The organism is Shewanella sp. Koi 1, assembly GCF_052907445.1.
This window is the reverse complement of record NZ_JBREJM010000001.1, coordinates 4,598,092-4,622,714: the sequence shown is the minus strand read 5'-3', so window position 1 is coordinate 4,622,714 and position 24,623 is coordinate 4,598,092. Positions and strand designations below refer to the sequence as shown.

Sequence of the window (24,623 nt, the reverse complement as noted above, 5' to 3'; positions counted from 1 at the left end):
AGCTCTGGTTAATTAATGCGTTGGAGGCTTTTGTTGGCGCAAATAGGTCGGGATTTGTAAATTATCCACATCGTATTTAGTTTGCAGCGGTTCTGGCACATGTAGGGCTGGACGCTTAATAAAGTCATGCACATTGATATAACTATCATCAACAATCTGCGCTGGGCCAGGCTTTGCTGTCTGCTCTAATCCAATTCCTGTGGCAATCACCATGATTTCGAGCTCCGACTCGAGATCTGGATTGATGGTTAACCCAATAATCACCAAGGCATCTTTGGGTAATTGCTCATGCACCGTGGCACCGATTTGGTTGTATTGACTGAGTTCGATGGTGTCTTTGGCTACCACACTGACAATCGCAGCTTGCGCTTGATTTAGCTGGATATTATCGAGCAGGGGATGTTGCATGGCGCGTTTAACGGCTGAGATAAGATCCTCATCCGCCTTAAGGTTACTCACGCCCATGGCCGCACGGCCTTGGCGACTGATGACGGAAATAAAGTCATTTAAATCAATATTGATAAGCCCAGCTTGGCTGATGGTATTGGCAAGCCCCAGTAACACATCCTGTAAAATTTTATTGCTCTCTTTGAATGCATTAAGCAGGGTCACTTTGGCGCCAAGCACCTCGGCAAGCTTATCGTTGGGGAGAACGATAACGGCATTGGCGCTCTCAAATAATTCCTGCAGTCCGGCTTCGGCATTGGTCTTTCTGTGCTGGCCCTCAAAGCTAAAAGGCATGGTCACAACGGCGATAACAGGTTTGGTTAACTCTCGAGCGAGCTTTGCCACCTGCGGTAGCGCGCCCGTACCTGTGCCGCCGCCTAATCCCGCGGTGAGAAACACGATATCGCTATGCTGCATTTGTTCAGTTAATGCCTGCGCCGACTCAATCGCTGCTGCGCAGCCGACATCGGGCTTGGCGCCTGCGCCTAAGCCTTTCGTCGTTTGTGGACCAATTTGAATGCGGTAATGGCTGCTGGTGGCTGCCATGGCTTGGGCATCGGTATTGACGGAAATTAATTCTACGCTGGATGGCAGATTGACTTGGCTGAGTTGATTAATGGTATTACAACCACAACCTCCGACGCCGAATACCGTTAATTTGGGCATGGCGCCAGTGGCGGTTTCATGAATTAGTTCAAACATAGCGACTCTCACAGTTAGCAATGGTAAAGCAAGACTAACCTTGAGTTGCGACTCAGCTTGTCGCATCAATGCGATAAACGGTTTAACGGTATTTCGCCGCCATTTTTTGGCTGAGTGCGACAAAGTGCTCCCGCAGTTTTACCGGTGCCAGCACTTCCACGGTATCGGCCATTTCCCACAATGCTGCGCGCAGTTTTGGGGTGTCAGTGACTTCTGCTACTACATAAAAGCGGCCATCCTCGCGTAATTGCATGGTCTGGTTATCGCTAAACTTGGCTTCGCGCATGATAAAACTCGCCTTATCGGAGAGCAGCAGTTCGAGACGCATCTTCTCGCCACGCGAGCCCTGTGCGGTTTTATTGATATCAAAATCGGCACTCTTAACCGCCGCGCTGGGCAATAGCTGCGCGTTACGCAGTAAGCCAATCGGTTTGTGGTGGCGGCGCTTATCAAAGCTGCCAATGGTAAAGGCGAGTAGCGCCACCCCATCGCGGATCAAAATACCTTGTGGATTAATGGGGTTGTAATGCAGCCAATGCATTTTGCCATTGATCCATTTTTTGATATCGCAGCGAATTTGTTTCTTATCCAAAATAGCTTGCTGTATGACCTCTAAGGACTGAGGTTGGTGCTGCGGCAGGATAAAGGGGTAAGGCTCGGGAAGCTGTGCGACTCGGCACGCCCAATAGAGCCAAGGGTTTTCGGGATCGCTAGCCAGCACCTGATCGGCCCTGTCGAAGTAGGGCTGTAGTTGTTGCAAGCTTTGTGGTGGCATCAACTGACTGGCACTGCGCTTTAAGGTGGTTAAAGCCAGCGCCATATGTTGGTCCATTAGATCTAGGTTCAACCCGCGCCAGCAGGACTCAATCGACCAACCATAGGGCTTGTTTCTATCATCGAGGCGCAAGCCAAAGGTGCCCATTTCATACATCGCCTTGAGATCTCGCTGCACTGAACGCTTACTGATATCTTGTGTGCGGTTTGCCAGTCGCTCGACTAATTCATTCACCGAAATTTTGCGCGGAGCCCGCGGGATTAAGCTGAGTAAGGTCACTTGACGCTGAAAATTAGGCTGCATATTAATTGATAAGTTACAGGCTTAGGTTCGAATATCCGTATATTAATCAATAGCAGCGACAAAAGCTGTCGTAGCTTTTGAGCTTTGGCCTATAAATGATGCTTAAAAGTGATGGAGAGTTAAAAGCAGTGAAGCTGAATCGTCTAACTTTGTTTACCCGCCAAATATTGCTATTTGGCATTGACAGTTAGCTAACGCAGTTTTGCCCCTTTGCGTTTCATCGCAAACACTCTGTGCGAATCGTTGCACTGAGTTTTGTCTTACTATTCCTAATAGTAATCTATCGAGCGGAAATGCTCATTGGTGCTAAAACGATCAGTAGTAGGTCAATTTCTTACAATTATTTCTGTTGTTGATTGGATATGTTGAAAAGCTAAGGATTTGAGTTGAAGATGCTATCCAACCAACTATCAGAACTGTAAAAATGGCAGCTAAGAAAAGTAACGTAATCGAGTCAGCAAATTACCATCACAATCAAGAGCTTGGTGGAATTGAAATGCTTAATGCTAGCTATCACAAGCAGTGCTTTTCTCGCCATAGTCATGAAGGATACACTTTCGGCATTATTGAAAAAGGAGCGCAAAAGTTCTTCAGAACAGGGGCTAATAACGTAGCGCCTACTGGAAGTATTATTTTGATAAACGCTGATGATATCCACAACGGTGAGGCTAATACAGAAGAAGGCTGGGCATACAAAGCACTCTATCCTCTGCCTGAACAATTCGAGCAAATCAGTCGGGAAATTGGTGGAAATAATACGCTTTCTCCATACTTTCCTGATGCTGTTATCCATGATGAAGAACTTGCAGCGCAGTTCCGTTTGGTCTATCAAGTTTTGATAGAGTCAGATAATAAACTGCTCAGAGAGTCTCTTCTCTACTCATTGCTTGTCAAACTGATGTCAAAGCATGGAAAAAGCAGAATTAATTTTGGCGTGGACAAGACGGCGAGTAAGCAAGTTACCATTGTAAAAGATTTTCTGGACGACCTTCCTGATGCGAATGTCTCTCTTAATGAGCTTGCGCAGTTAGTGTCATTAAACCCTTACTACCTTGTTCGTCTGTTTAAAAAGGAGTTTGGATTACCTCCTCATGCTTATCAGATTCAGTCACGTCTACGTTACGCTACCAGACTAATAAAAGAGGGTAACAAGTTAGCCGATGTAGCCATTCAATGTGGTTTTCATGATCAAAGCCATTTCATCAAGCACTTCAAGAAAGCCATGGGTGTTACTCCTCGACAATACGCAAAGCACTTTATGTCGTAGTCAAAAACTTACTATAATTTCCTTGTTCAATGCCATCTAATGCTATTACTCCATTCAATGTAAAAGGGTAATAGATGAAAACGATTGGCTTACTAGGTGGTATGAGCTGGGAGTCCACGCTCAGCTACTACAAATCTATTAACGAAGGTGTAAAAGAGAAACTTGGAGGCTTGAATTCCGCCAAGATTTGCATGTATAGCGTAAATTTTGAGGAAATCGAAAAGCTCCAACATTCGGGTCATTGGGACGAGACGGCTAGGATATTATCTGATGCTGCTGTTTTTGTCGAAAAAGGTGGTGCTGATTTTATCCTAATTTGCACCAACACCATGCATAAAGTAGCTCCTGAAATCGAAGCAAATATCAACATCCCGATTTTGCACATCGCGGATGCAACCGCAGAGAAACTGCTTGAAAGTGGTATTAAGAAGGTTGGACTTCTGGGCACTAATTTCACAATGGAGCAGGACTTTTATAAAGGGCGACTGACGGAGAAGTTCGGTATTGAAGTCGTTGTGCCAGAGAAAAATGACAGATTGAAGGTTCACGAGATTATTTATCAAGAGCTTTGCCGAGGCAAAATCAAGGATGACTCAAGAACTGTCTATACCCAAATCATCGATAAATTAAGAAATCAAGGAGCCGATGCAGTTATTCTTGGATGTACTGAAATTGCATTGCTTGTACAGCAGCAACATACAGTTGTACCGCTGTTTGATACAACGGCCATTCATGCAGAAGCTGCTGTGCGTTTAGCGACAAATAAAGATTAAACAATCGCTTTAGTCTTTGAGTGTTAATCCTATATACTGGATATCATTATGATTATTTAAAAGTCATTGACTATGGACGCTCTCGTTGAATGAGCATTGATGTTCAAAAGCATCTTGGGAGTAGACATACGAACAGCCTCACAGAATTAGGTAAAGTTAGCCTACTTACCTTATTGCTTTGTTTCTTTCAAAATCGGCATCTCATGAAGTGGTGCAGTTCTGCAATTTGCGATACAAAAAGTTATCCGAAAGCTAGAAAGTGCCTGTATTGGCTAACTCGAAAATGTCCAAAAGCTTGCCCAGCCTGAAAGCTGGCGATTAGCCCTCTTAATAATTGCTATTTTAAAGCGAGCAAAAAGATAAGTGGGATATCTAGCCTTGCCGCCCAAGCGTGTTCACTATGCTCGGCACCTTCGAATGTTAAGCTTTGCCAATTCTGACTTGTATAGCCTTTCGCTTTAATGATCTTATCTGCTTGAGCTTGTAATGGTGGATACCAGGCATCTAAAGTGGCCGTTCCATGGTCAAAGTAGAGTTTATGTGTCGAAGGATCGGGGAGTTTTTGCTGCATATAGTTAAAAAATGCAGTCGGAATAGGGTTGTTTTGCTGCTCAAACGTACCTGGCCAGTGAGTTGATAGACAAGCCGCACCACCAAAAATATGAGGATATTCGCTGATCGCATACAGTGAAATTAATCCGCCCATACTCGATCCCATAACAAAGGTGTGGGCGGCATCTGTATAAACAGAGTAATGACTATCGATATAGGGCTTAAGTTCTGTCACTAGAAATTTAAGATAGCGATCTGAATATACCTGCTGGCTAAATAGCGCTTGGTTTTTAGTGCGTTGTAATTGATAGAGTGCAGTTTGTTGTGCTTGGGACAGATTTTCAAAGGGTTGCTGTGGAAAGTATTCGCTATGGCGATTTTCGCCTGCGTTATCGATTCCAACCACGATAAAAGGTTGAGTTTTTCCTGCTTTGATTAGTCTCGATGCCACCTCGTCAATTTGCCACTCCTGTTTGTTCCAACTTGTTGTCGCATCAAATAGCATTTGACCATCATGCATATATAGCACTGCATAACGTTGCTGTTTATCGTAATCCGCGGGTAACCAAATATCGATATTTCGAGGAGGGACAAATGCCGAAGGGTAACTGGTGAGTCGCTCAATGCTGCCAGCGCTTACTTGCGGTAATTGCGCATATACATTGAAACTTGAGCTTAACAGTATAAATAAAATGCCGAGTAATCTCATCATATTGGTTTTTTAGTGTGATGGTGATTGAGATCAGCTTAGCGTATTTAATCTTGCTTAAAAGTTTAAATACGATTGCAATCAGGCAGCATGAGAAAGGCCAAGGTGAATAATCTATATTTGACAGAATGAATGGCTAAAAATTATCTATAGCTTAATCGAGTGTTATCTCGTTTTTAATGCTCATTTTAATGTCAGTGGCGCTATATCTTCCGTAGTAAATCCAAACATCACTTAAAGTAGCAAACTTAAAAGGCGTTTTGCGGGAGCACTGATTTGGTTTTTAAGCATTACCACACTAAAAAATACGTTTAGTTTAGGCATATCGATGGGGGTTATTACTCGTACCGCATGCTTAATATCATCATCAAATAAGGTGATTTGTGGTGTTAATGCGACAATTTGAGAGTGTAATAGGGCGCCTTTTATCGGTGGGAAAGAATCGTAATGTAATAATCCCGAAAAGTCATTGCGATATTTATTAAACAGATCGCCAAATTGTTCACTGACGCCATAAGGTAAGTTTTTGGGTATGGCGAGTGGATATTTACGAATATCTTCTAGGGTTAAGCGATCTAAATACGTCAACGGATGTCCAGCTCTGGTACAAAAAACCGCTTCAAAAGAAGGTAAATTAAAGGATTGTATCGAGCTTTCGTGGCCAATAATCTCACCTTCAACATCAGTAATTAATAGTGTGAGTTCTCCGCGTAGCAATTTTTCCAGTTGTTGTTGCCAGGTACCAACTTCGAGATCGATATGAATGTCTGGGTATTGCTCAAAAAAACGTCCGAGAATCGGCCCTAGAATGGTATTTGCCGGTACAGGGCTTGCACCTATTGATAAATAGCCACTGCTCTTACCCTGCATATAGTGTAATTCTTTTCGAAGGGCTTCGACGTTTTGCAAAATATGCTGACTATGGCTGAGAACGAGCTCCCCAGCAGGGGTTAAAGAAGTTGATTGATTTCCCCTCAGCAACAGCTCTGTACCGAGTATATGTTCGAGTCGTTGAATGCTTCGGCTTAATGAAGGTTGAGCAAGATTTAATTTTTGGGCAGCTTTTTGAAAATTACGTTCTTTGGCTAAAATCTGGAAATTTTTAAGATGCTTAAACTCAATCACAAGTTATTTGTCAAGTAATTACAATATGTGTGCAACATACCCTTGTGGCTCAGTATCGACAAGTAGACGTTGGTGACAATTTGTATCTTTATCTTCATATGAATAATTAACAATTATGAGTAAGTGTTTGTTTTGATTTTTTAATTATTTGGCTCTGTTCTCGTATAGTTTTTTGTCATCAACTGATACGTAAAATGCATTGGCTTTAAAGTATTGCTGACGGTAACTATTCATTCTGCAAATAACAAATTTGCAGCATAAATCTAACAAGGAATGAGTAATGAAATTGAAGAAGATCAGCATAATGACCTTTGCGGCGCTATATGCGACCGGAATAGGGACGTTAGTTGCCAATCCTTTAGATAGGAACCAAGCCGAGCAAAAACTTATTGGTATCAAGCTGGCACCCGAACAAATATTAGCCAATAAAAATAAACCAACCCATCCGGCTTTGAATCGCGCTAATAGACCGGGTCAAATTGGTATGAACGTCCATCGCGCTGTAAATGGGAGTAGCCACAAGGCGCCATTCGCATGGGAAAAGGGCATTGATGGAACGCATACCTATATTATTCAATTAATGGATGCTCCTGTTTCACTCTATCAGGGTGATAGACCTGAGTTTGCCGCCACGTCGCCTCGTAGCAATCAGCCCGCAATACGTTCTAATGAGCGTTTTGGGACAATCGATTTAAAGAGCAAAACCGTTAAAAACTACCAAGCTTTTTTAACGCGCTCTCAGAATGAAACCGCTAGCCAAATCAAGCGTGTTGCTCCAGATGCTGAAATAAAGCGTCGCTTTAATGTGGCACTAAACGGTATGACCATGGTGTTAACCCAGGAGCAAGCCGCTGAAGTAGCTAAGCTGCCCAATGTTAAAGCGGTGACTCGAGCGAAGGAATATCAATTATTCACCGATGTCGGCCCTAAGCATATTGGCGCTGATATGATTTGGCAGGGCACGAGCACTCCCGACGGCGTTGCGATGCGTGGTGAGGGCATTATTGCCGGTATTATCGACACTGGGATTAACTCAGATCACCCGTCTTTTGCCGCAGTTTCGGCAGACGGTTATAAGCACGTCAACCCATTAGGCGAAGGCAATTATCTGGGCGACTGCCAAGAATATCCTTTGATGTGTAACAGCAAGCTTATTGGTGTTCGTTCTTACGATATTATTACCGATACCTATAAAGATCCGATTTTCCAACCCGATCTGCCGCCATGGGAAGTGGATTATAAACGTCCACCAAACGGTGAAGATTACAACGGCCATGGTTCACACACTGCCAGTACAGTTGCGGGTAACGTGCTCTACAATGTGCCCTTTAAACTCAATGGAACTGATGAAAAATCAGATGGTTTTGATACCTCTTTAGTCTTCCCCGAAATTTCAGGCGTTGCCCCAAGGGCCAACATTATTGCCTATCAAGTGTGCTATCCCGGTGGCGGCTCTTACGGCGAAAACTACGGTGGTTGTCCTGGCGATGCCTTAGTCGCTGCGATTGAAGATGCCATTATCGACGGCGTTGATGTGATCAACTTCTCCATCGGTGGGCTTGAACATCTACCTTGGTACGATGCGGTTGAAATGGCGTTTTTAGCGGCCCGCGAATCAGGGATCTCTGTTGCCGCCTCCGCGGGTAACTGGGGACGTTACGGGCCAGGTTATATCGACCATGTATCACCTTGGTTAACATCCGTTGCCGCCAGTACCCATGGACGCCAAATTGAACCTGTTGAAGGCAAACTGTCTTTTGTGGGGGAAAATGCTCCTGAAGATATGATTGGTTATGCCGTAACAGGTGATATCACAGGTAACTTAGTTGATGCAGCGGCTCACAATGATCCTCTCTGCTTGCAACCCTTCCCCGCAGGCACCTTTAAAAGTGATGATGTTGTCATCTGTAAGCGTGGAGAAAATGGCCGAGTACAAAAAGGGGTTAACGTTGCAGCAGGTGGCGCGGGCGGGATTATCCTGTATAACGCCGTTTCATTTGATGATGGTACTGGCGCTAATAGCCTAAATTTAAACCCTTTCCCTATCCCTGGAATGCATATTGATGCGGCATCAGGTAATCAGCTAGTGGAATGGGTCGCCAACGCTACCGCGCCAACAGTAACCATTACTGCAGGTAAGATTATCACCACAGAGCGTGAAGCCGATGTGTTAGCCGACTTTTCCTCCCGTGGCCCTAGCCATACCAACCCCAATGTGATGGTGCCTAACGTGTCTGCCCCTGGGGTGGATGTGTTTGCTGCCTACTCAGATGAAATGCCCTTCAATCTGTATCCATCGCCCAGCGATTATGTGGCAATCAGCGGTACTTCCATGTCAGGCCCCCATGTTGCAGGTGCATTAGCACTGCTTACTCAGGCGCACCCACAGTGGACGCCTGCGATGATCCAGTCAGCACTGATGACCACCGCCGTGTTAGGTAAAGCCCCAACATACGAGAATCCACCAAAATTAGTGGATGCGACTTTCTACGATATGGGTAGCGGGGTGATTAACGTTGCCAGAGCCGTAAAAGCGGGTCTGGTGATGGATGAAAACGGTGATAATTACCGCGCCGCCAACCCGATGGAAGGTGGCGATGTGACCGCGTTAAACGTGCCTTACTTAGTCAATGCGGAATGTAAAAGTAGCTGCACTTGGATGCGTACCTTTACTGCTACGACTGACGGTGAGTGGAACGTGAGTGCGACCGAAATCACCACAGAAGGCGCGCCTTTCCTTGAGCTAAGTGTTTATCCGCAAACGATTAAGTTAAAAGCGGGTGAGCAGCAAAGTATTATGGTGACGGCGAAAATCCTTGATGTGACCTCAGTCAACGCTAACTCTTCCTCAAACGAAGTGTTTGGTAAAATTGACCTGAAACCAACGGATGCCAGTTTGCCAGCTCAATACTTACCCGTTATGGCACGTTTTACTGGCTCTAGCTTGCCAGAAATTGTCTCGGGTAAAATTCACCGCGATACCGGCACCATGCTGACACCTGAGTTGATGACCAAAGAAATCAGCGAGCTTAATGTCAAAGTGAGCGGCTTAACGGCTGGTAAAGTCACTGAGCACAAGCTTAGCGCTGCCTATGTGAAGTTCCGCGATCCAGAAACCTTGGCCAATAGCCCTGGGGTTGCATTACAGTTCTTTGATGTGCCAGAAGGTACTCGCCGCATTGTTTGGGAAGAGGTATCAGCTGATAAATCAGCAGCGACGTCGTTAGATATTGGTATGGATCTCAATAATAACGGCAAAGTGGAATGGTATGACGAGGCGATTTGTTACTCTTATACCGATGTTACCGACTATTGCGCGATTAATGATCCAACGCCTGGTCGTTATTGGGTGATGTTAGGCAACTTTAAGCGCCCATGGGGAGACGAAATTGATACCAAAGACAACATTAAAGCGAGTCTTGCGATCATTTCCGACACCGATACTAAGCAACTTAATGTGACTGGGCCTGCCAGTACCAACGGTATCGATCCTTACCAATTACAAATGAACTGGTCTGCTACAGGCAGTAAAGCGGGTGATCGCTTATACGGTTTGGTTGAAGTGGGTAATGGCGCGCAAAACGTAGGTAGCATTGGCAAAATGGCCGTGCATTTAGTGCATGAGGGCGATGATGTCAGTATCACGACCAGCCAACAACAGGCCAAAGAAGGCGATGTTGTTGAGGTTAAGATGCTGATGGCGCCAAACCTACTCGGATTAGAGCGCGATGTGAATATTGCCTTAACGCTGCCTGAAGGTTTGCAATTATTGCCTGACACGCTAAAAGCGAACAGCAATAACCAAGATCTTAAAGCTGGCCTCACTGTTGCTGCGCAGCAAATCACCCTGAAAGCGATGCAACAGGCGAGTAATGCGCAAAAACGTCAATACACCTTTACCACTAGCGAGACCGATGAGAGCTGTCGAATTCCTATCGGTTCAAATCCTTATTATTTGGATTTATTTACTGAGGCTGGCATTCAGTCTGAAACTGCGATTGCTGGTCGGGTGAATGAAACGGTAACCGTGCCATTAAGTACCTTTGGTATTGATCGTATCCCGCTGTATAACAACCCAGAAGAATACTCACACAAAGATACCTTAAGTATTTCTCCTGGTGGCTTTATTCAGCTCGATCAACTACCGCTGTTCTGGGCTGCTCATTACCCAATGGAAGAGCAATATTTCCCAGATACTGTGATTGCACCATTATGGCGTGGAGATGGGTTAACTATTCCAGAATATAATATGGATAGCGAAAGCTTTGATGGTGTATCCCTCGCCGTGACAAACGACCGTCGTTACCTGATTGTTGAATGGGACAATATGCGTCAGGATTTTGCCTTTGGTATTAACCATGATCCTGATTACGATGCCCGTTACAGTTTTGAGCTATTAGCCTCTACTCAGCTTAATTTTGCCCCTGGTGAACATGAGTTTATTTTTGCCTATGACAAATTAACGGGTAACAAAGCGCACTTAGGTTCAATTGGTTTACATGGTTACTATGGACCGCGTGGCACCTTTGGCCCTGCGTATGGTTATATCGGTGATGGCTTTGCCTTTAACGATCTGGATAAGAAAATTGCAGAAGGCTTAGTGGTCTGTGCTAACTACACTGGACCGGAAGCAACGGCAATTGAAGTATCATTCTCAGCCCGTGTTGGCGCCAAAGCGGTAGGTCAAGATCTGCAGATTATTGCTAAAAGTGATTACACTGGCAGCAATAGTATGACCTCTAGCGGAAGCATCAAAGTGCCTTCAAACCTTGCAATCGGTGCTTTAGGCGATATGTCTGTTGCCGAAAACACCAGCATCAGTTTTGAGGTGCTAGTGCAAGATAAAGAAAATACCGCTAATGGTATCCAAGTCACAGGCGCGCACATCACCTCTGTCGTTAATGGCAACCAAGTCACCATCACTCCCGAAAAAGATTGGCACGGCACAACCACTGTCACAGTGAAAGCCTTTGATATGGTTTATCAAAATGACATGGTACAAACGAGCTTCAACTTAGTCGTGAACTCTGATGGTGTGGAGCCAACGCCGCCGACTCCACCTACGCCTCCAACGCCTCCGGTTGAAGAAACCAAAGATAACAGTGGCGGTAGTTTGGGTTGGCTTGCGGTCTTGATGCTTGGATTGATGGCAGTATCACGTCAAAAATGGAATGTTAATAAGTAAACTTCACCTTTAAATTTAAGTAGTTCCTTGTCTTTGGGCCTTCTAACGAAGGCCCTTTTTTATGCGTCCAAGTGTGGATTGTCATCGGCCATAAATGATGTGTTTATCCCACAATAATTCTTCGTTACAAGCCTTACTATTAAATCTATTAACAATTCTCTGATGTGCGTGTAGTTTAGATAGCTTATAAAAACAACAATAGGTTATCGCTATGACTGTATCCTCGGTATCGCGCGCTTTATCAACGTCCTCTGTAGCCACATCCTTTGCACCTTATGTGAGTTCATTCGGTGTGAGTACATCAAAACTGACCAAGAGCTTACTGGCTTCCATCGTCACTTTGAGTTTAATGGGTGTAGGCTTAAGTTCTGCCTATGCGGCGCAGCCCGATGCGGCTAAGTTGGCGGCGAGTGTGGAGCAAAAGGTGATCGACTGGCGCCGTGATTTGCACCAGCATCCTGAGTTATCTAACCGCGAGTTTCGCACTAGCAAAATTATCGAAAAGCATCTGAAATCCCTCGGACTAGAAGTACAAACGGGTATCGCCCATACTGGCGTTGTTGCTATCTTGAAAGGCGGAAAGTTAAAGGGCGGTAAACCCGGTCCCTTGATTGCGATTCGCGCTGATATGGATGCCTTGCCCGTGACCGAAGTCGTCGATGTGCCCTTTGCCTCTAAAGCGACGGATACCTATCGCGGTCAAACCGTTGGGGTGATGCATGCCTGTGGCCATGATACCCATGTGGCTATGTTGATGGGCGTGGCCGAGAACTTAGTGAAAGTGAAGGATAGCCTTGCCGGCGATGTGATGTTTATCTTCCAGCCTGCTGAAGAAGGTGCGCCAGATGGCGAGGAGGGCGGCGCCGAATTAATGCTCAAACAAGGACTGTTTGCCAAGCGTAAACCCGACCAAGTGTTTGGCATGCATGTGACCTCGAGTATGCCAAGCGGCATGATTGGGGTGCGCAGCGGCCCTGCTATGGCGAGTGAAGATTCCTTTACGATCAAAGTGAAAGGTCGCCAAACCCATGGCTCGCGTCCGTGGAATGGCGTCGACCCTATTGTCGCCGCGGCGCAAATTATTACCAATGTGCAAACTATTGTCAGTCGTCAGGTGGATATTACCAAAGCGCCCGCCGTGGTGAGTTTTGGCGCGGTCAATGGCGGAATTCGCTCGAATATTATTCCCGATGAAGTGGAACTGATTGGCACCATCCGTACCTTTGACCAGCCTATGCGTGCCGATATTAAGGTGCGCTTGGCCGAAATCGCCGAATTATCGGCAAAAACCTTAGGTGCCACCGCGACAACCGAAATCCATCAAGGTTATCCCGTGGTGGTGAACAATCCCGAATTGGTCGCCAGTATGCGCCCCGTGCTTGCCAGCGTGGTCGGCGATAAGATGCTGATTGAGCCAGGATTAATCACAGGTGCCGAGGACTTTTCCTTCTATGCTTTGGAGTCTCCTGGGATGTTTTTCTTCCTTGGGGTAACGCCAAAGGGCACAGATCCTGAAACGGCGGCCAGTAACCATTCGCCCGCATTTTATGTGGATGAAAGCGCGTTAAAAGTTGGTGTTGAGGCCATGACTAAGGTTGCCCTTACGGCACTGAAGGCGCAATAAACCGCTTAAGCCTTATTCCGTCAGCTTTTCGGTATAACTTGAGCTTACAAAAAATTGGGCGGGAAGATCTTTTCGCCCTTGATTTGTTAATCAATATGCCCTCTTATGTGAATTTTTACAGCAAGGAGCGAACAAGATGAAGCGCACGCTATCGGCGCTGGTATTGGCGATGGGACTCTTTAATCCCCTAAGCCAAGCACAGGCCACCACGGCAGAAGATATTAAGAGTTTCACGCTAGATAACGGCATGAAAATCATGGTGCTAGAGGACTCTTCTATTCCCAATGCCAACATGTATCTATTTTGGAAAGTCGGTTCCCGTAACGAAGTCCCGGGGATTACCGGTATTTCACACTTTTTCGAACATATGATGTTTAATGGCTCGAAAAAATACGGCCCTAAGATGTTCGACCGTACCATGGAAGCCGCAGGCGGGGCTAACAATGCCTACACCACAGAGGATATGACGGTTTACACCGACTGGTTCCCAGCCAATGCGCTGGAAACCATGTTCGACCTCGAGGCTGACCGTATCGCCAACTTAGATATCAATCCCGCTATGGTGGAAAGCGAACGTGGCGTAGTGCAGTCGGAGCGTTCAACTGGGCTTGAAAACTCCAACTGGAATACCCTTGAAGGCGAAGTTAAAGGCGTAGCCTTTTTAGCGCATCCCTATTCTTGGTCAGTGATTGGTCATGAATCGGATATCGCCGCTTGGACCTTGGAAGATTTAGTGCAATACCATAAGACCTATTACGCGCCAAACAATGCGGTCGTGGTGATTGCGGGTGATGTGAAGCTTGCCCAAGTTAAAGCCTTGGCCGACAAGTACTTTGCGCCTATTCCTGCGCAAACACCGCCAAAGGCCGTGCGTACCGTGGAGCCTGAGCAAAAGGGTGAGCGCCGTACTTTCGTTCAAAAAGCCTCGGTCAGTACGCCTAATGTGATGCTGGCTTACCATATTCCGGCAGCGACTCACGCAGATTTTTATGCGCTGGATTTATTAAGTTCGATTTTAAGCCAAGGCAATAGCTCGCGTTTATATCAAGCGCTGGTGGATAAACAAGTGGCCTTAGAAGCGCAAACCTATATGCCGATGTCGGTCGATCCCAATCTCTTTTACGTCATGGGTGTAGCTACGCCAGAGGTGAAAGCATCGACGCTAGAGCGGGCGCTGATTGAACAAATCGATGCCATTGCGACCAATGGCGTTAGCCAGCAAGAGCTAGATAAAGTTAAAAATATCAAGTTGATGGATTTTTACCGCGCGATGGAAACCATTAATGGTAAGGCCAACACTATCGGCACCTATGAAATGTATTTTGGCAGTTACGACAAGTTATTTAATGCGCCAGAGGCCTATAACAAGGTAACGCCTGCGGATATCCAACGTGTTGCCCAAACCTATTTACGCAAATCGAATCGCACTGTTGCGGTATTGGCGGCAAACGAGGAGTCCTCTCAATGAAATCGATGGCAATGAAGCTCTCCTTTGTAAAATCACCCTTTGTAAGTTCATCCTTGATCAAATCATCTTGGCAGCCCACTAAATTAATGGTTGCATTGGCTTTAGGGACCAGCTTGGCCTTATCAGGCTGTGCTGTAACCTCGGCGCCCAAACGTGTCGATACTGGCAGTTTTGCTATGCCAAGTTACGATAAGTTGGTGCTGGATAATGGCCTCACAGTATATTTAATGCCACAGCGCGAAGTACCGCTTGTGACCTTAAATGCAGTGGTGCGTGCGGGTGCGGTGAATGACACCACTGCAGGTATCGCCCAAATGACCGCCCAAGGTTTGCTCCTTGGTGCGGCGGGTAAATCCAAGGCCGAGATTGAGCAGCAAGTGGATTTTCTTGGCGCTAGCTTAATCGCTGAAGCCGATAAAGAAGGCAGTTATCTGGCCGCCGATTTTATGGCGAAAGATACCGATGTGATGCTTGGCCTATTCAGCGCCGCGCTATTAAACCCCGATTTTGATTCGGCCGAGTTTGATAAGCTTAAACAGCGGGCCATTGCGGGTTTGCAGCAGGATAAAGAAAGCCCGCGCGCCGTGATTGGTCGCTACTTCGATAAACTGGTGTTCGGCGCTCATCCTTACGGTAATGCGGCCTCAGGTAATCGCGAGTCACTTGAGCAAGTCACAGTGTCGCAGCTACGCGCCTTCCATAAGAGCTACTATCAACCTGCCAATACCGCATTAACTGTGGTGGGGGATTTTGATGTGGCGGCGATGAAGGCCAAGCTAACCCAGACTTTTGGTCAGTGGAAAGGCAGCGAAAAACTGATCCAGCCTGACTTAAACCAAGGTTTACCTAAGTTAACTGAGGCCAAAGTGCTGCTGGTGGATAAGCTAGATGCAATGGAAACCACCTTTGTTATCGGTGGTTTAGGCATTAGCCGTGATAACCCAGACTATGTGGGGCTAACGGTAGTAAACACCATTTTAGGTGGTCGCTTTACCTCTTGGCTGAACGATGAACTGCGGGTGAATGCGGGGCTAACCTATGGCGCGCGCTCCGGCTTTAGTCCTTATACTGACTCTGGCGTGTTTACCATTAGCACCTTCACTAAGACGGAAACCACTCAAGAGGCGATTGATTTAGCCCTAAAAACCTATGCTCGTTTATGGGTAAAAGGCGTCGACCAAGCGACTCTTGATTCGGCCAAAGCCTATGTTAAAGGCCAGTTCCCGCCTAAGTTTGAAACCTCGGGCCAATTGGCTGGACTCTTATCTGGCATGTATCTCTACGGCTTCGATGATAAGTTTATCAACGAGTTCCAAGCCAAAGTGGACGGCTTAACCTTAGAAGAAACCCAAAGGTTAGTGAAAACTTACTTCCCACAAAAAGACCTGCAGTTTGTGCTGATTGGCAACGCCAGCAAGATTGCGCCGATAGCCGCCAAGTATGGCCAAGTGCAAACCGTCGATATTAATGCAGTGGGTTTTGGTCAATAACCACTGGCGTTAGCTTTATTTCGCCCAATAAAAAGGTCTGCAGAGTGCAGACCTTTTGTTTTTCTGTTCTAGGTTCTAGGTTCTAGGTTCTAGGTTCTAGGTTCTAGGTTCTAGGTGCTAGGTGCTATTGCGCACCTGGCTTAGCGTAGTGAGCTATCCAATCTTTCACTTGGTTATACCAATAGATGGAGTTGTTAGGCTTCACAATCCAATGGTTTTCATCGGGGAAATAAATCATCCGCGATTCCACATTACGGGTTTGTAGGGTGCGGAACAGCTCAAAACCTTGGCCGACGGGCACACGGTAATCGAGTTGGCCATGGCTGACTAAGGTTGGAGTGTTAAAGTTCGCCGCAAAGTAATGGGGCGAAATGGCTTTATACAGCTCAGGATTATCCCAGTAGTTACCAAAGCGGGTGCTGTGGACGGCAAAGTCGGCCGACATTTGTGCGTACATGTCGTACACCGCGGCATGGATCAGCAGGGCTTTGAAGGGGTGCGGCTGGCCTAAAATAATCGAGGTTAAGTAGCCACCATAGCTGGCGCCACCGGCAACCATACGATCGCTATCGATCCAGCTTTGTTGCTTAAACCAGTCTGCCGCTTTGAGCACGTCCTCGAGGGATTTGTTTTTCCAATCTGGGTTAATGGCATCGGCAAACTCTTGTCCGAAACCGCTAGAGCCGTGGAAGTTTGGCCATGCGGTAACATAACCCCAAGAGGCAAAGGTGTGTGCATTCCAGCGGTAATGGAAACCATCGCTAATGGCGTTGTGTGGGCCACCGTGGATCAACATAAACAGCGGATACTTTTTGCTGCGATCGAACCCGGGTGGATAATGCACCCACATTTGAATGTCTTGGCCTTGGTAACCTTTGTAGGTGACGGACTCATAGGAGCCTAAATCGACATCCTTTAAAATATCGTCGTTAAACTGCTCTAAGCGCTCAGTTTTACCATTGCGTGGGTTGATGCTGACTAAACGCGCTGGGTACAAAAAGCTTTGATTAGTCGCAATCAACTGGCCATCTTTAGCGATAGCAGGTTGGCTAAAGTCGGTGGCTTGAGTGATGGCCTTGGCCTTACCGCTCTTGGCATCGATATGATAAATACGGTTTGTCGCCGCATCATCAATGCTGGCATAGAAGCCCTTGCTGTCGGGTGTCCATTCAAATTGAGATACTGAGCGATCCCAGTCTGCGGTGAGCGTGGTGAGTTTGCGACTGCTCACATCCAGCAGCATCAACCTTGCGGTATCGGCATAAAATCCGGGAATTTTTTGGCGAGTAAAGGCCAAGGTTTTACCGTTAGACTAAATGTTGGGTTCAGATCCGGCGCTGGATTTTCTGGAGTGATATTTTCAGCCTTGCTGCCGCCAATGGTGGCGAGGAACAAGTCTAACTTAGGGTCGACGCGATTATCCGAACCATAGGCGCTAAAGGCGATTAAGCGTTCATCGGGGGAAATATCATAACTTGAACTGCTTTGGCTTGAGCGTGGCAGTTCATGGCCTAAAGGCTGAGTCACGGCTTCAACCGCGCCGCCTGTGGCTGGGATCCTAAATACATGGGCCTGACGGCGCTCATCTAACCAATGATCGAACTGCGAATAGGGCAGCGCATTCCACTGGCGGGCGGAGACTTTATTATCTTTATCTGTCTTAAGCTGGGCCTTCATTTGCTCCCAATTCTGCTCAGGGAAGATATTGCTGATAAAATACAAATGCTTGCCAACCCACTTGATGCCATTGACGCCGGTGGGAATGTCCGTGAGTTTGCTGGCTTCACCCGGGCCATCCATAGGTAACAGGTAAATTTGGCCCGCGTCGTCATCGTTACGTTCGCTGATAAAGGCTAAGGTTTTGCCGTCTGGCGAGAACACTGGCTCGCTGACTTTTAAGCCTTTGGCGGTAATCGCCCGGTTATTTTTACCTTCACCGTCGAAGCGCCACAGTTGGGTTGAACCTTTGTCTTCCTTAAGGTCGTATTCAGTCACTGGCGCAATAATGTGCTCGCCCGTGGAGGACACCACTGGGCTACCTATGCGCTTGAGTTGCCAAAGTAATTCGACTGAGAGTGGTTTGCTGGCTTCTGCAAATGCCGTACTGAGGGGCATTAGCAGACTCAGCAGTATAATTCCTGCCTTCTTCACTAGATGTCTCCTTATCATTCAGAGTGTTATCGTTATTTTTCCCATTAAACCCCAAAGTATAAAAACCGAGCATGAAATCAAGCTGAGTCAGTGAAGGTTGAGGCGGACTTTTATGTAAGTAACTGTAACCACAGGCCACATTTTGATGACGAGGTATGACTGGCATGGCGCAAACTGTCGTAGCGTATTTGTGGCTGAGGGGTTTTAACGCTAATGTATTGGAAGATTGAAATAGGACTCGAATATGGCGTTAATCATCCCGCAAAGACTGAGCAAGCTATTGATCAAAAATGTATTGATACTCGCCTTGGGCAGCTTAGCTATCTTTCCTGCGCAAGCCGCTAAGATCAGTTTTAAGGCTTTTTGCCCGCAAATGGTGGGACAGTGGCAGGGCAATGCCGCTAAGGTGGGGGAAATCCCGAAGCAAGTGATAGTCAACGGCTTTTGCTCCCATGATCAGCGCCAGTTGATCCTCTCCGTAAGTGTCGGAACGCGAGCTCCCTACAGCGAGACTTGGTGGTTTCGGGAGCAAGGCGAGCAAGTACTGTTAACCTACTACGACGGTGTCTCACAGGAAAAGCAGCAACTCTTTAGTTTATATCAACAAAATGATGATTATTCCCTGCTGGGCGAGGGGGTTGTGAATGCTCGCGCCGCCTTAATCCAACTGTTATTCGAAACTAAATCGCCCCAAGGCGCATGGCAGTGGACGCAAAATATCCAATATTTAGACGATGATATCGACCGCTATCAGCTCTTTCGTGGGATAGAGATGGCGCCTGTCGCACCATCGCATTAAGCCAACTCATTGATACCCGAATGGGCAGTTTTGAGTATGTCATGCGACTTAATCGTAAAAGCTCGGCTCGAAAACTTACGCAACTCACTTCGGGACAGAAGGACGCTAAATATAGAAGGGCTAATAACACTAAATGATTTATTGCTTGGTCATTTAATGCAAAGCTCATATTGAAGGGCGAGCCATGGTATTTGCTCACCGACACGCAGCAAGTCCATCCGTGGATGCTCGACCGCCCCGTCCATGGGGCGGACGGTCGTCTCGCTAATCACCATGGTTCACCTTTTTAGCATCGGTGTAGCTTGCAGGTTTTAAAGAAACACACAGCATGCTTTGGGACAAAAGCGTGTCAAAACCTCGGCTGCATCAGGCGAATTTCGGATAAAAATTTCTATGGCGATAACGCCGCGCTTTGCGGCAAATTTGGAGCGAAGCGGAAAATTTGTCCGACAACAGCGCCTTGTTAGGCATTTTGCAGCTCCTGATAGAGTGTTGATGCTGTGCTTTTGGGTAAGCCACTTAGCATTAAGCCTTGAACAATGTGCTTTTCGCTTTTGCAGGCATCAGAGGTATTGCCAAAAACGCCCATTCTAACTAACTCTTCACACATCCATGTGACATTTGCATATAGCATGCGAATGCCAAAGTAACTATTGATTTGGTACATATGATAAATCTTCGAGCTCATACGCAACCAAATTAGCAATCGTTGATCTTTTATTTGATCAAGAGTTTTTGCAACTTTTAAGGCTGATGGAGTTAAGTCGGGAGATACAATATTGAAGATTTGATAACTCAGATCAATAAGATTTTCACAGCTTTCTCTGACCTGACAGCTTCCCCGCTCACAATATTGTAACTCGCACTTAAATTCCGCCACCTCAACCCTAAACCAATCTTCGTTGTATTGGCCAAAACTGGGCCAAGAAGACGTTTTGTACGGGAGCTTCTTGGCAAGATCACGCAATGCTCGTTCGTAAGCATCCACTGTCTTTATTGATACCAGTGAAGAAAAATCAGTATACGGAACACAGCCTTTTGTTAATGGCATCTCATCCGTAATGACTGAAAGCAATTTAGATTCGTAGTTTTCCATACTGATGCCTAACATTTTATTCGTGCGCATGCGCGTTTACCTCGTTGGACCAGTAAAAACGCGCACGGTTAACTATCTGTATGCAAAGAAATTATCAGCTTTCTGCCAAATACACTATCTGGAAAAACGCGCATGCGCGTTTTTCAAACCTATTAACTAAAACTCGGTCATTATAATTATTTGATTTTATAGAGTTTTATTTGCTGCAGATGGAATTAATGCGCACTGATATTGTCTTAAAATCACACCAAAGTATCTAAATTTAAATATGACTGTATAGCCATACAATATTAGCCACTTCGCGGTAGGGCCAAACATAGGTAACTAGATGAGAATTTGTATGGCAACAAGAGTAGGTATTTTCGATTGAGATAACGAGCCGAAACACACTTTGGGGCATTAGCCTTTTAGTCGGATGAGCAGTTCAATGGTCGTCAAAATTGTCACTATTGCAACAGTGACCGTTGGCGGCATGGATGCCGCCGTCGAGCCTATAGGGATATATTCACGGCGTGTCACTGGGGAAACAGTGGCAATGTATATTACGCAATATCCGATTCAGCCGCCTTGCTTTGGGGAATATCTTTTTAGTTGAACAAACAGCTAGAGGGCAGCGAGGATTGGCATTGTTGTACCGACGATCTTCTAAAGCAGGAATGTTTTAGTAGAGCCTTCATGGATACTTCTTGTGAAATAAGGCAGCTTATCACTGGGAAAGAAATCTTTCAGAGCTGATGGCTGAATGATTTGGCTTAGTGATTGGAAAATTGGCTGGTTAAGTCCAGCCAATTTAAATCAGTATTCCTACCTATTAAATAGCGCCTTCAAACCCGAGCTGACGCCAGGCTTCGTAGCTGATAATCGCCACGGCATTGGAGAGGTTGAGGCTGCGACTGGTGGCCGCCATCGGAATGCGTAATCGCTGCTCGGTTGGGATCGACTCGATTATTGGCATAGGTAGACCACGGGTTTCTGGGCCAAATAATAGCACGTCATCCTTAGCAAAACTGAGTTCAGTGTGAGGGCGGCTGCCCTTAGTGGTACAGGCCATAATGCGTTTGCCTGCCATGGCTTCGAGGAAGGCATCGAAGTTTTTATGGCGAGTCACATTGGTTAAATCGGCATAATCTAGGCCCGCGCGGCGCAGTTTTTTCTCTTCAAAATCAAACCCTAGTGGCTCAATTAGATGCAGTTGGCTGCCGTTGTTTGCGCAAAGGCGAATGATATTACCCGTGTTGGGTGCGATTTCTGGCTCATAGAGTGCGATATGGAACATGCTTGCCCGCCTGTAAAAAATGACGCCCGATTATACGGCAAACAAGCCTTAAGCGCAGCTCTGCGTGCGCATATCTAAAGCAGTATAAACGCGAGTCCATTTTTCTTTTCTCCCTATTAACCTTATCTCAGCACTTGCCTGTTTTATTCTCTCAAAGTAATATATCTCAACATCAAGATGCTTTTTGAGAAGTCATTATGCCGTTTGTGATTGCGTTACTCGCCCCAGTGTTTTGGGGGACCACCTATGCGCTGGTGAGTCTTTATTTACAGGATATGTCGCCCTACTGGGTGGCGGTTTGGCGCGCGCTGCCTGCGGGCATATTGTTGCTGATGCTGCGCCCACGTTTGCCGACACTGGCATGGTCTAAATTAAGCTTGCTGGCGTTTTGTAATATCGGCGCCTTCTTTGCGCTGCTGTTTATTGGCGCCTATCGGCTACCGGGTGCCGTCGCGGGCACGCTGGGGGCGACATTGCCATTAATCTTTTTGATCCTCGCTTGGCTGATTGATAAAAAACGCCCGGGGATGAAGTGGCTACTGCTCGGCTTAATTGGTCTCGGTGGCGTGATTTTATTGCTTAATCCCTCGGCGGATCTCGACCCGATTGGTGTCCTGTGTATGCTGAGCGCGACGACTCTGATTGCCTTTTCTTCCCGCTGGATGCAGCGTTGGGATGTGGGCGACTTTTTAGTGCTCACCGCTTGGCAATTACTCTTGGGGGGATTGATGTTGATCCCGCTGGCTTGGTTTATGGCGGGACCGCCACAGATCCCGAGTATGGATGTGGTTCCCTCATTAATCTGGCTAGTTACCGCTAATACCGCAGTGGCTTATTGGGCTTGGCTCTGGTCAATGCGAAATTTAGGACCAGAAATCATGGGGATGGTGGCTTTAGTCAATCCCGTGGTTGCCGTATCATTAGGCGTATTGATTGTGGGTGAAGCCTTAGATATGCGCCAGTGGGCAGGGATTTTAGTGATTTTACTGTCGCTACTGCTGATGAAGTTGCCGCAAAACTTGAGGTGGAATCCCTTAAAAGCGAGGGGTTAGATGCTAAAACACTTAGACTTAAACTTACTGCCCGTACTGGAAATTCTCCTCGAGGAGCAGAGTGTCACGGCCGCGGCGGCGCGGCTGCATTTAAGTCAGTCGGCGGTGAGCAAGCAATTGACTCGCCTGCGCGAAGTGTTTGATGATCCCTTATTCGAGCGCACCGCTTACGGCCTTAAGCCGACGCCCAAGGCGCTGTCGCTGGCGCCCGATTTACGCCAATGCTTACAGCAATTAGCGCAATTTACTCGGCCAGACAGTTTTGAACCCGCCTTAAGTCAGCGCCAGTTTCGGATGCATCTGGTCGAGACGACCTACTCGCTGACCTTTCCACACTTTATGCCTTCGCTATTGGCGCAGGCGCCCGGTGTGAGCATTAATTGCCAAACCTGGCGGTTGGATACCATGGACAGACTCCTGCGCTGCGATATCGATCTCGCCATAGGTTGCCGCGAATGGGATGAACGTTCGCCCATGCATGTAAACCATATTCCGGATGATATCCATTATGTTGAATTGGTTCAGGATTACACAGTTTGCCTGATGCGCCGTGAGCATCCTGCACTTTCGCAGGAATGGGATCTCGATACCTTTTTAAGCTATCGCCAGTTACAGGTCGCCTTTGGTGGCTTGGAATATTGGTTGTTAGACGATGTGCTGCAAATCCAAGGGCGTAAACGGGATATTGCGGTCAATATGACGGACTTTCAGAGTGCGCTGGCCCTGTGTGAGCAGAGTGATTTGATTCTCTGCGCTCCTTCCCGTTATGCCTTAGCGATGATGAAGTCGTTTGATCTTAAGTATTTACCCTCGCCGATTAAACTGATCCCCGGTGCTTATCTGCTGATGTGGCATAAGCATTTCGAACACGATCTCAGCCATAAATGGCTGCGGGAGCTGATTATTAACAAAGTCAGCGCCTCGCTTCCTAACTGATCTCTGCTCCAGTGTTTAGCCAAGCTTGTAACTTGGGCAAAATCGCCTGCCCATCGGCCAGCCCTTGGCGATATACGGCGGTCACTTTATCGATATTGCGGTCAAGTCGCGAGAGATTAAGTGGCGCAGCAGGGCGGATCACAAAGGTATGGCCGCTGGCAACACTCTGGGCGAGTTCCTCGAGGGATTGGTTATAACGTTGGTGGCGTATTTTGAGCGCGGCGGCCACTGCCGGATAAGCTTGATAACGCTTGCGTGCTAACCAGTTGAACTTCATCGGCGATTTTCGATAGTTTGCGTCCTGAGTCAGGATCACCACCTGCCGCTTATAGCCCTCTTGCTGCGCCTTCGTTACCGGAATGGGCGCGGCGATACCGCCGTCGAGGTAGGTATGGTGGTTTATCCGATAGGGATTGGCCATAAAAGGCAGGCTAGAGGAGGCGATAAGCACGTCGAGCAATTTGTCGTGCTCCTGAAAATCGGCCATGCCAAAGTAATCGGTTTGTCCTGTTTGGCAGTTAAACGCCCCGACCTTAAACTCGGTTCCGCTGCCTAAAAAGGTTTTAAAATCAAAAGGCAGTAACTCATAGGCCATGCGCTTATAGGTAAAGTCGGTGTTGACATAATTGCCCGTGGCTAACCAGTGGCGTAGCCCCATGTAGCGCTTATCCCGCAGATATTGCTGCTGAATTTGTAAATTGCGGCCAAATTGGCGTGAAACATAAGAAGCGGGATAAATCGCCCCTGCCGAAACACCAATCACATAGGGGAAGTGCAATTGTTGCTGCAAAAAGGCATCTAATACGCCGGCGGTATAGATTGCCCTCAGGCCGCCGCCCTCTAACACTAAGGCCACATCTTGCATTGAGTTACTACTGTTTAATCGAATGGAT

At 46.8% G+C, this 24,623-nt stretch carries 16 protein-coding genes and 1 pseudogene; 9 read left to right on the top strand and 8 right to left on the bottom strand.

Annotated features, from left to right (window positions below; all coding sequences use genetic code 11):
- Window positions 1-12: 12 nt before the first annotated feature.
- Together ftsZ and ACUZ8J_RS20300 are read right to left on the bottom strand one after the other, a co-directional pair.
- On the bottom strand, window positions 13-1,149 hold the full coding sequence (gene ftsZ, locus ACUZ8J_RS20305) for a cell division protein FtsZ (RefSeq protein ID WP_446694784.1): 1,137 nt from the start codon (window positions 1,147-1,149) through the stop codon (window positions 13-15).
- Window positions 1,150-1,231: 82 nt separating this feature from the next.
- The gene (locus tag ACUZ8J_RS20300) at window positions 1,232-2,227 is read right to left on the bottom strand and encodes a helix-turn-helix transcriptional regulator (RefSeq protein ID WP_089068750.1); all 996 of its coding nucleotides are present in this window, start codon (window positions 2,225-2,227) and stop codon (window positions 1,232-1,234) included.
- A 424-nt stretch (window positions 2,228-2,651) separates the two neighbouring features.
- Here ACUZ8J_RS20300 and ACUZ8J_RS20295 point away from each other — a divergent pair, with 424 nt between their 5' ends.
- Window positions 2,652-3,494, top strand: coding sequence for an AraC family transcriptional regulator (locus tag ACUZ8J_RS20295; RefSeq protein ID WP_330081716.1), 843 nt, complete (start codon window positions 2,652-2,654; stop codon window positions 3,492-3,494).
- Window positions 3,495-3,568: 74 nt separating this feature from the next.
- Window positions 3,569-4,267 (top strand): aspartate/glutamate racemase family protein, encoded by a 699-nt coding sequence (locus ACUZ8J_RS20290; protein ID WP_330081717.1) that lies wholly within the window; start codon window positions 3,569-3,571, stop codon window positions 4,265-4,267.
- A 337-nt stretch (window positions 4,268-4,604) separates the two neighbouring features.
- Here the strand turns inward: ACUZ8J_RS20290 and ACUZ8J_RS20285 are convergent, their stop codons facing one another.
- A complete protein-coding gene (locus tag ACUZ8J_RS20285) occupies window positions 4,605-5,528 on the bottom strand; it encodes an alpha/beta hydrolase (protein ID WP_446694970.1) in 924 nt (307 codons plus the stop codon).
- A gap of 234 nt (window positions 5,529-5,762) precedes the next feature.
- The gene (locus ACUZ8J_RS20280) at window positions 5,763-6,653 is read right to left on the bottom strand and encodes a LysR substrate-binding domain-containing protein (RefSeq protein ID WP_050991407.1); all 891 of its coding nucleotides are present in this window, start codon (window positions 6,651-6,653) and stop codon (window positions 5,763-5,765) included.
- 280 nt (window positions 6,654-6,933) lie between these two features.
- On the opposite strand from ACUZ8J_RS20280, the gene ACUZ8J_RS20275 reads away from it, so the two are divergent.
- The 4 genes from ACUZ8J_RS20275 to ACUZ8J_RS20260 all read left to right on the top strand — a co-directional run bounded on the left by ACUZ8J_RS20275 (window position 6,934) and on the right by ACUZ8J_RS20260 (window position 16,420).
- Window positions 6,934-11,838 carry a S8 family serine peptidase gene (locus tag ACUZ8J_RS20275; RefSeq protein ID WP_446694783.1) on the top strand — a complete coding sequence of 1,635 codons (4,905 nt, stop codon included), beginning with the start codon at window positions 6,934-6,936 and terminating at the stop codon, window positions 11,836-11,838.
- Between the two features lie 211 nt (window positions 11,839-12,049).
- A complete protein-coding gene (locus ACUZ8J_RS20270) occupies window positions 12,050-13,462 on the top strand; it encodes an amidohydrolase (RefSeq protein ID WP_133181562.1) in 1,413 nt (470 codons plus the stop codon).
- 136 nt (window positions 13,463-13,598) lie between these two features.
- On the top strand, window positions 13,599-14,930 hold the full coding sequence (locus ACUZ8J_RS20265; protein WP_374921323.1) for a M16 family metallopeptidase: 1,332 nt from the start codon (window positions 13,599-13,601) through the stop codon (window positions 14,928-14,930).
- Window positions 14,931-14,941: 11 nt separating this feature from the next.
- Window positions 14,942-16,420, top strand: a complete 1,479-nt coding sequence (locus tag ACUZ8J_RS20260; RefSeq protein WP_374921332.1) for a M16 family metallopeptidase — start codon at window positions 14,942-14,944, stop codon at window positions 16,418-16,420.
- Window positions 16,421-16,544: 124 nt separating this feature from the next.
- Here ACUZ8J_RS20260 and ACUZ8J_RS20255 read toward each other — a convergent pair.
- Window positions 16,545-18,571 (bottom strand): annotated as a pseudogene (locus ACUZ8J_RS20255) (prolyl oligopeptidase family serine peptidase).
- 244 nt (window positions 18,572-18,815) lie between these two features.
- On the opposite strand from ACUZ8J_RS20255, the gene ACUZ8J_RS20250 reads away from it, so the two are divergent.
- Window positions 18,816-19,370 (top strand): hypothetical protein, encoded by a 555-nt coding sequence (locus tag ACUZ8J_RS20250; protein ID WP_446694782.1) that lies wholly within the window; start codon window positions 18,816-18,818, stop codon window positions 19,368-19,370.
- Window positions 19,371-19,833: 463 nt separating this feature from the next.
- Here ACUZ8J_RS20250 and ACUZ8J_RS20245 read toward each other — a convergent pair whose 3' ends face one another.
- Entirely contained in the window at window positions 19,834-20,466 is a 633-nt protein-coding gene (locus tag ACUZ8J_RS20245; protein ID WP_446694781.1) for a hypothetical protein, read from the bottom strand.
- An 811-nt stretch (window positions 20,467-21,277) separates the two neighbouring features.
- Entirely contained in the window at window positions 21,278-21,742 is a 465-nt protein-coding gene (gene trmL, locus ACUZ8J_RS20240; RefSeq protein WP_011624457.1) for a tRNA (uridine(34)/cytosine(34)/5-carboxymethylaminomethyluridine(34)-2'-O)-methyltransferase TrmL, read from the bottom strand.
- A 197-nt stretch (window positions 21,743-21,939) separates the two neighbouring features.
- Here trmL and ACUZ8J_RS20235 point away from each other — a divergent pair, with 197 nt between their 5' ends.
- Window positions 21,940-22,794, top strand: coding sequence for a DMT family transporter (locus tag ACUZ8J_RS20235; protein WP_446694780.1), 855 nt, complete (start codon window positions 21,940-21,942; stop codon window positions 22,792-22,794).
- Window positions 22,795-23,730 (top strand): LysR family transcriptional regulator, encoded by a 936-nt coding sequence (locus ACUZ8J_RS20230; protein ID WP_446694779.1) that lies wholly within the window; start codon window positions 22,795-22,797, stop codon window positions 23,728-23,730.
- Here the strand turns inward: ACUZ8J_RS20230 and ACUZ8J_RS20225 are convergent.
- A complete protein-coding gene (locus tag ACUZ8J_RS20225) occupies window positions 23,723-24,595 on the bottom strand; it encodes a patatin-like phospholipase family protein (protein ID WP_446694778.1) in 873 nt (290 codons plus the stop codon). The two genes, ACUZ8J_RS20230 and ACUZ8J_RS20225, sit on opposite strands and share 8 nt — an antisense overlap.
- Between the last annotated feature and the right edge of the window lie 28 nt (window positions 24,596-24,623).

Excerpts from the sequence above, each read along its gene's own strand:
- ftsZ (WP_446694784.1), bottom strand. The coding sequence starts at position 1,149 with ATGTTTGAACTAATTCATGAAACCGCCACTGGCGCCATGCCCAAATTA.
- ACUZ8J_RS20295 (WP_330081716.1), top strand. The coding sequence starts at position 2,652 with ATGGCAGCTAAGAAAAGTAACGTAATCGAGTCAGCAAATTACCATCAC.
- ACUZ8J_RS20250 (WP_446694782.1), top strand. The coding sequence starts at position 18,816 with ATGGCGTTAATCATCCCGCAAAGACTGAGCAAGCTATTGATCAAAAAT.
- ACUZ8J_RS20275 (WP_446694783.1), top strand. The coding sequence starts at position 6,934 with ATGAAATTGAAGAAGATCAGCATAATGACCTTTGCGGCGCTATATGCG.
- ACUZ8J_RS20300 (WP_089068750.1), bottom strand. The coding sequence starts at position 2,227 with ATGCAGCCTAATTTTCAGCGTCAAGTGACCTTACTCAGCTTAATCCCG.
- trmL (WP_011624457.1), bottom strand. The coding sequence starts at position 21,742 with ATGTTCCATATCGCACTCTATGAGCCAGAAATCGCACCCAACACGGGT.
- ACUZ8J_RS20245 (WP_446694781.1), bottom strand. The coding sequence starts at position 20,466 with ATGGAAAACTACGAATCTAAATTGCTTTCAGTCATTACGGATGAGATG.
- ACUZ8J_RS20230 (WP_446694779.1), top strand. The coding sequence starts at position 22,795 with ATGCTAAAACACTTAGACTTAAACTTACTGCCCGTACTGGAAATTCTC.
- ACUZ8J_RS20260 (WP_374921332.1), top strand. The coding sequence starts at position 14,942 with ATGAAGCTCTCCTTTGTAAAATCACCCTTTGTAAGTTCATCCTTGATC.
- ACUZ8J_RS20290 (WP_330081717.1), top strand. The coding sequence starts at position 3,569 with ATGAAAACGATTGGCTTACTAGGTGGTATGAGCTGGGAGTCCACGCTC.
- ACUZ8J_RS20235 (WP_446694780.1), top strand. The coding sequence starts at position 21,940 with ATGCCGTTTGTGATTGCGTTACTCGCCCCAGTGTTTTGGGGGACCACC.
- ACUZ8J_RS20265 (WP_374921323.1), top strand. The coding sequence starts at position 13,599 with ATGAAGCGCACGCTATCGGCGCTGGTATTGGCGATGGGACTCTTTAAT.
- ACUZ8J_RS20285 (WP_446694970.1), bottom strand. The coding sequence starts at position 5,528 with ATGAGATTACTCGGCATTTTATTTATACTGTTAAGCTCAAGTTTCAAT.
- ACUZ8J_RS20270 (WP_133181562.1), top strand. The coding sequence starts at position 12,050 with ATGACTGTATCCTCGGTATCGCGCGCTTTATCAACGTCCTCTGTAGCC.
- ACUZ8J_RS20225 (WP_446694778.1), bottom strand. The coding sequence starts at position 24,595 with ATGCAAGATGTGGCCTTAGTGTTAGAGGGCGGCGGCCTGAGGGCAATC.